Source organism: Streptomyces sp. NH27, assembly GCF_056859195.1.
Window position 1 is genome coordinate 1 of sequence record NZ_JACEGK010000512.1, and the last position, 5,851, is coordinate 5,851.

The 5,851-nt window shown below is 72.0% G+C and carries 5 protein-coding genes and 2 pseudogenes; 2 read left to right on the top strand and 5 right to left on the bottom strand.

Features of this window, described 5'->3' with window-relative positions; genetic code table 11:
* Positions 1–785: 785 nt before the first annotated feature.
* From AC13HU_RS30665 to AC13HU_RS30675, 3 genes and pseudogenes are all read right to left on the bottom strand, one after another.
* Positions 786–1,207, bottom strand: a pseudogene (locus tag AC13HU_RS30665) (Tn3 family transposase); the annotation flags it as partial.
* 141 nt (positions 1,208–1,348) lie between these two features.
* Positions 1,349–2,560 (bottom strand): PP2C family protein-serine/threonine phosphatase, encoded by a 1,212-nt coding sequence (locus AC13HU_RS30670; RefSeq protein WP_483045236.1) that lies wholly within the window; start codon positions 2,558–2,560, stop codon positions 1,349–1,351.
* A gap of 122 nt (positions 2,561–2,682) precedes the next feature.
* Complete coding sequence (locus tag AC13HU_RS30675; protein WP_483045237.1) at positions 2,683–2,919, bottom strand: hypothetical protein; 237 nt, start codon at positions 2,917–2,919, stop codon at positions 2,683–2,685.
* A gap of 125 nt (positions 2,920–3,044) precedes the next feature.
* Here AC13HU_RS30675 and AC13HU_RS30680 point away from each other — a divergent pair.
* A pseudogene (locus AC13HU_RS30680) lies at positions 3,045–3,569 on the top strand (GNAT family N-acetyltransferase); the annotation flags it as partial.
* 338 nt (positions 3,570–3,907) lie between these two features.
* Here the strand turns inward: AC13HU_RS30680 and AC13HU_RS30685 are convergent.
* Both AC13HU_RS30685 and AC13HU_RS30690 read right to left on the bottom strand, forming a co-directional pair.
* Positions 3,908–4,450: a hypothetical protein gene (locus tag AC13HU_RS30685; protein ID WP_483045238.1), complete on the bottom strand. Its 543-nt coding sequence runs from the start codon at positions 4,448–4,450 to the stop codon at positions 3,908–3,910.
* Between the two features lie 160 nt (positions 4,451–4,610).
* Positions 4,611–5,054, bottom strand: coding sequence for a protein-tyrosine phosphatase family protein (locus AC13HU_RS30690; protein ID WP_483045239.1), 444 nt, complete (start codon positions 5,052–5,054; stop codon positions 4,611–4,613).
* An 87-nt stretch (positions 5,055–5,141) separates the two neighbouring features.
* Between AC13HU_RS30690 and AC13HU_RS30695 the strand changes: the two genes are divergently transcribed.
* On the top strand, positions 5,142–5,851 hold a 710-nt coding region (locus tag AC13HU_RS30695; RefSeq protein ID WP_483045240.1), incomplete at its 3' end, for an MFS transporter.

The following is a 5,851-nucleotide window of genomic DNA, read 5'->3' on the forward strand; positions in this document are numbered from 1 at the left end:
CCCTGGTACTGCGCCGGCCTTCTGTTTCCGCTGGCCCGACCTGAACTCTGTCGGGGGTGCGGGGATCGCGGTTGCTTGACCGGAGACCACCTCACTATCGATGTCCTGCGGTACCCGGACTCAGACATCGGTCCGGGCGATCCTGATGGCGTTCAATCCCTCCGTTCTTCCCTCTGGTGATGAACTTCTTACCTGCGGGGAACTGCATACTGCTGGTACTGCGAACTGCTCGTGGCCTGGTCGAGCGCCACGCTTCGGCAGCCAGCCCCGTCGCCCGTCCTGCGTCTGCTCTGGCTTAGAACCCCACTGCCGAACTTCCCGGTGCGCGCGCCCGCAGCCGACGCCTTCACCGAGGTGCTGCTCACTTCACTGCTGGGTAGTGCCATTGCGTGAACTGCGGTACTCCTCTCGGCGGCCCCTGATCACTGCGGGCCGCCCGGTCCGGTCGTCAGTCCCGTCGCCCGTCCTGCGTCTGCTCTGGCTTCGACACTCCACCACCGCACCGCCTTGCCGTACTGCGCTTACTGGTACTGCTGCCTGGCAGTTCGTCTCTGCCAGGCCCTGCGGTCTCTCTGGGTTACGAGAGAAACCATAACCACACCACCTCCCAATGTCTACTCCGACCGACATAGATTTCCGCCTGTTCGGCAGCCAGGTAATCGCACCCGAGCGGCGGCGCGGGCGGACCTGGGGCGGTCATCGGCGGGTTAATCGCTACAGGCCGGGGCACAAGCACCCAGCAGGCAAGGCCCAGAGCATGGACGATCCACAGACCAAAGGTGGCCGTAGTTGTAGCCCAGGATCTTGAAGATCCCGAACACGATGTCGGAGGAGGCGTTGTCGGTGGCCACCATCTCCGGCTTGCGCCCGCCGTCCAGGTTCAGCAGCGCGTCCAGGATGTGCAGGGAGTCGCGCGGGGTGCCCGGGACGACCATCTGCCCGATGCCCGCGACCTGGTCGTTGACGGCGTTGAGCCAGGTGATGCCGCGCTTGAACCCGAAGTACTTCGGCGACGGCGCCGCGCTGATCGTGCGGACGGGGACGACGAACCGCAGTCCGTCGACCGAGGCCAGCAGCCCATCGCCCCAGAACTGCACGATCGGGACCTCGGACTGGCCTCGATCAGCTTCGCGTTCGCAGCGGCAATCGTGTCGGCGCGCAGGTAGAACTGGTCGACGTGGACCAGGCGGGAGCGGGTATAGGGCGGCGTGGTCGCGTACGGCGGCGTGATGGTGTACGGCGGGCCGGGGTTCACGTAGGTCGGGGTTCACGTAGGCCCGGGGTGCGGGCGAACCCGGGTTCCGGCAACCACGGGTTCGAGCGAGCCGGCCGGTACGGGCCCGTGCCGTCAGTCCAGCTTCGCCAGGTGGTCGGCCGTGCCGCCGCGCCATTCGACCAGCAGCATCGTCGCGTCGTCGCTGGTGACTCCGCCGCGGGCCTGCATCAGGGTGTGCGAGAGGTCCTGCACCAGCGGCCGGACCCGGTGGTGACGCCGACTCACCTCGGAGACCACCGACTTGAGCTGGGGAAGCCCGAACTCCTCGCCGCCCGAGCGGTGTTCCTCGACGAGACCGTCGGTGAAGCACAGCACGCGGTCGCCCTTGTGCAACACCTGCTCACTGACCACGGGTTCCTGGCCACCGAAGCCCACCGGGAGCGTGGTGGTGCCGTGCAACTGCCGGATGTCGTCGTGGCCACGGACGAGCAGCGGCCAGGGATGGCCGGCGTTGACCCACCGCAGGTGACCGGTCCTGACGTCGAGTTGCATCATCTGGGCCGTGACGAACTGCTCGGGCCCGAACTGTGCGGCGATCACCTCGTCCATGTAGGCGTAGATCCCGGCCAGGCCGACGCCGCTCCTGCGGGAGTGGCGGTAGGCGCCGATCGCGGCGGTGGCCATCACGGCGGCGCTCAGTCCGTGGCCCATCGCGTCGATCATGGCGATGTGCAGGATGTCCTCGTTGAGGGCGTAGTCGAAGCTGTCGCCCGCGACGTCGTACGCGGGCTCGAGGATGCCCGCCAGCTCGACCTGGGGCACGGCCATGCGCAGCGGCGGCATCAGGGACCACTGGATCTCGGCGGCCACGCTCATCGGGGCCCGGCGCCGGGTCAGGGTGAAGGCGTCGGTGTAGCTGTTCTTGGTCACCACCATGTCGGCGACCAGTCCGGCCAGCCGGCGCAGCAGCCGGCGGTCGTCGTCGTCCACCTCGTCCAGGGTCACGGCCATGACGCCCACCTGGTCGCTGCCGTCCAGCAGCGGCAGGAACAGCCGTGTCCCGCCGCCCTGTTCGACCTCGACCGTCTTCGCCTCCAGGAAGGCCGTGCCCGCGTGCGAGCCGGACACCGGTTGCGGCTCCTCGACGAAGAGCCGCCGGCCGAGCAGCGGCATCAGCATCAACTGCTCGTAGTCCTGGAGCAGGACCGACACGTCGCGCCCGCCGATCCGGGCGACCTCCTCGGCGACGAGCGGGGCGATCAGCTCCGGCGGCATCTCGTGCGCCCGATCCAGCAGGACGCCCAGCAGGCGCTCCCCGAACCCCTCGGACCGATCGACCGTCATAGCGCGGGGCTGCCGCCGCTGTTCCTTCACACCTCTGCATAACACGGCGAAAGGCATCAAAGCGGTCATGCGCACCGATCTATGATGCTACGAATGCCCGGGAGTGTGGGCGCGACCCGGGTTCAGCGCAGCGTCGCCGCGATGCCGGTCTCGGCGTCGACGGCCACCCGTAGCGGCAACGACCTGCGGTTCCAGGCGTCACTGGCCGGTGCTCGGAAGGTGAAGACGAGGGACGGGCGGGACCCGGTCGTGGTCCGGACGTCCTGCACGGCGGGCCCGGTGACGGTCCACCCCGCGTTCTTCGCCCCGCCCTCGGTGAAGTGCGCAACGGCTACACGGCGTGCCTCGTCGGTTTCCATAGCGCCATGGTCGCACCCGCGGGTGCCCGGCGGGCGGCGCCGAGCAGAGGCCGGGGTCCCGGGTTCGGAGGGTCCGGTACGTTGAGGCCGGGAACGGCGGTCGGCGGAGCAGTCGCGGAGGCGGGATGCAGCAGGGTCGGGGGCGCGGCTCGGCGGTGTCCGTGCGGCCGCGGGGCGATGCCGACCTCGACGGCTGCGCCGCGGTGCTCGCCGCGGTGCACCGGCAGGACGGCTACCCGGTGAACTGGCCTGCCGATCCGGCCGGTTGGCTGTCGCCGGTCGCACTGCTCGCCGCCTGGGCGGCAGAACTGGACGGCGCGATCGCCGGACACGTGGTGCTCTCCCGCAGCGGTCCGGACGACCTCGCCCCCGGGCTGTGGGCGTCGGATACGGGCGCGGGCCCGGATCAAGCCGCCGTCGTCAACCGGCTGTTCGTCACACCGGCCGCGCGCGGCCACCGGATCGGCGCGCTCCTGATGGCCGAGGCGACCCGGGCGGCCCACGACCTCGGCCTGCACCCGGTCCTCGACGTCGTCGCCTCGGACACGGCCGCCGCCGCCCTCTACGAACGGCTCGGCTGGCGCCTGCTGGCCACCACCGAACAGCGCTGGAGCCCCGAACAGACCGTGTTCGTACGGTCCTACGCCGCCCCCGCCGTGCCGTCGTCCGGCGGACCGGGCCGCCGGTCCCGGCCGCGGTCCGAGCGCCGACAGCGGCCGGCGGAAGGCGTTCCGGGAGCTGATGAAGGTGAGGACGGCGCCCGTGGCGCCCGCGGCCGCCCGAGCGCGGTCACCCGAGCGTGGTCACCTGGGCCCCGATCAACGGGAGTTGGGGTATCGCCGACCTCGCCCGCGACCCCGCGCAACTGCACTTCCTGGTCGCGCTCTTCGCCGACGGCGTTCCGAAGCTGCCGCTGGAGTCGATCGGCGAGATCGTCACCGGGACGAAGGGGGCGCCGCTGTGCAGGGGCACTTCGGGCCCGCGCGGGTCAGGTCCGCGTGGGCACTGTGTAGAACGGGACCTCCTGGTACGCGGCCAGGTTGGGGTCGTCCGCCGTGACCCGGGGCGGGGCGGCCGGGCAGAGCAGCCGTACGCCCTGGGCGCGTTCCTGCCGGGCGACCCACTGGGCCTGGCTCAGCATGCCCGCGCCGATCCCGGTGAGCACGAGCCCCGCGGGGATGCCGGTCGTGTACGCGATGAGCAGCCCGACGCCGATCGTCACGATCACCGTCGAGGTCATCGGGCGGGTGACACGTTCGAAGGTCTCCTCGGGCGCGGTCACCACGGACTCGTCCGGCGCCGGCACCGCGGCCTCCAGCCGGGCCCGGTACCAGGCGCGCCGCGGCCCGGCGGACCACGCGCAGGGTATGACGAACAGCACAGCTCCGATCACGGCCACCGTCGCGCCGCTCAGCCCCTTGGTGTGCCCGAGCAGCACGGGCAGCGCCCCGGCCGCACCGGACAGCACCGCGAGCGAGCCCAGTGCCCGGGCCGACCCGACGACGCCGACCAGGTCAGGTTTGCTGCTCACGTGCATTCTCCTCCGTCCGACCGTTCGATTCCCCGAAGGATCGTAACCGGACACGGCCGCCGGACGGCGGGAGCCGAGCGTGCGGGGCTCGGTATCAGGGCTGCCGGGAGCGGGCGTCGGAGCCGCCGGGAGCGGCGGTCAGGGCCGGTGGGAGCGGGCGTCAGGGCTGGTGGGAGCGGGCGAAGGCGGTCACGAAGCGGCGTTGCCACGGGGTCTCGACGGCCCGGTGCGAGTAGTGCGCGCGGACGTAGCCGACGGCCTGGTCACCGGGGACGCCGTCGAGCACCGCGAGGCACGCCAGCGCTGTGCCGGTGCGCCCGAACCCGCCCCCGCAGGCGATCTCCACGCGCTCGCCCGTCGCCCGCCGCCGCAGCTCGGCCAGTGCCTCGGCGAACGCCGTACGGTCCGACGGCAGCCAGAAGTCCGGCCAGAGCACCCACCGCGCCTCCCACTCCACCGGCTGTGGCCGGCGCCCGCGCAGATGGACGGCGAAGGCCGGCAGCGGCCCCTCGGGCAGCGCGTTGCGCAGCCCCCGCCCGCGGACCAGCCGCCCGGACGGAAGCCGCAGCACACCGGCGGCCCCCGGCTCCCACGCACTCGTCATCGCCCCGAGCCTAGCCGCGCCCCGGTCCGGCCGGGGGCCGCGGATGACGGTCTCCGAACAGTTCGGTGACCGATGTATGCTCGCCGTATGACGACTCGTGCGGGGACCCGGCCGGCGGCGGATGGCCGTGGACGCCGGTCGGCGTTGTTGCTGCACGAGCGGGCGCGGCCGGACGCGGTGCGCGGCCGCCCGTACGCATGGCGGCTGGCTGTCGCGACCGTCTGCTTCGGCGCGTTCATGGGCCAACTCGACGCGAGCATCGTGACGCTCACCTACGGCGGGCTGCGGCAGCGGTTCGACGCGTCGCCGGCCGCCGTGGAGTGGGTGTCGCTGGCGTACCTGCTGGTGCTGATAGCGCTGCTGGTGCCGGCCGGTCGGCTGTCGGACGCGTACGGGCGCAAGCTGCTCTACCTCTACGGGTTCGCCGTGTTCACGGCGGCCTCGGCGGTGTGCGGGCTGGCGCCCTCGCTGCTGATGCTGGTGGTGTTCCGCGGCGTGCAGGCGGTGGGTGCCGCGCTGATGCAGGCCAACAGCGTGGCGCTGGTGACCACGAGCGCGCCGCGCGAGCGGATGCGGGCCGCGCTGGGCGTGCAGGCGGCGGCCCAGGCGCTCGGCCTGGCGCTGGGGCCCACGGTCGGCGGCGTGCTGGTCTCGACGCTGGGCTGGCGGTGGGTGTTCGGGGTGAACGTCCCGATCGGCGTGCTGGCACTGGTCGCCGGGCACTACCTGCTGCCGCGGACCAGGGAGTTCCGCCGGACCGGCGGCTTCGACTGGCCCGGGCTCCTGCTGCTCGCCAC

Bases quoted from the DNA above. Each gene is read 5' to 3' on its own strand.
- AC13HU_RS30670 (WP_483045236.1), bottom strand. From the start codon at position 2,560: ATGACGGTCGATCGGTCCGAGGGGTTCGGGGAGCGCCTGCTGGGCGTC.
- AC13HU_RS30675 (WP_483045237.1), bottom strand. From the start codon at position 2,919: ATGGAAACCGACGAGGCACGCCGTGTAGCCGTTGCGCACTTCACCGAG.
- AC13HU_RS30690 (WP_483045239.1), bottom strand. From the start codon at position 5,054: ATGACGAGTGCGTGGGAGCCGGGGGCCGCCGGTGTGCTGCGGCTTCCG.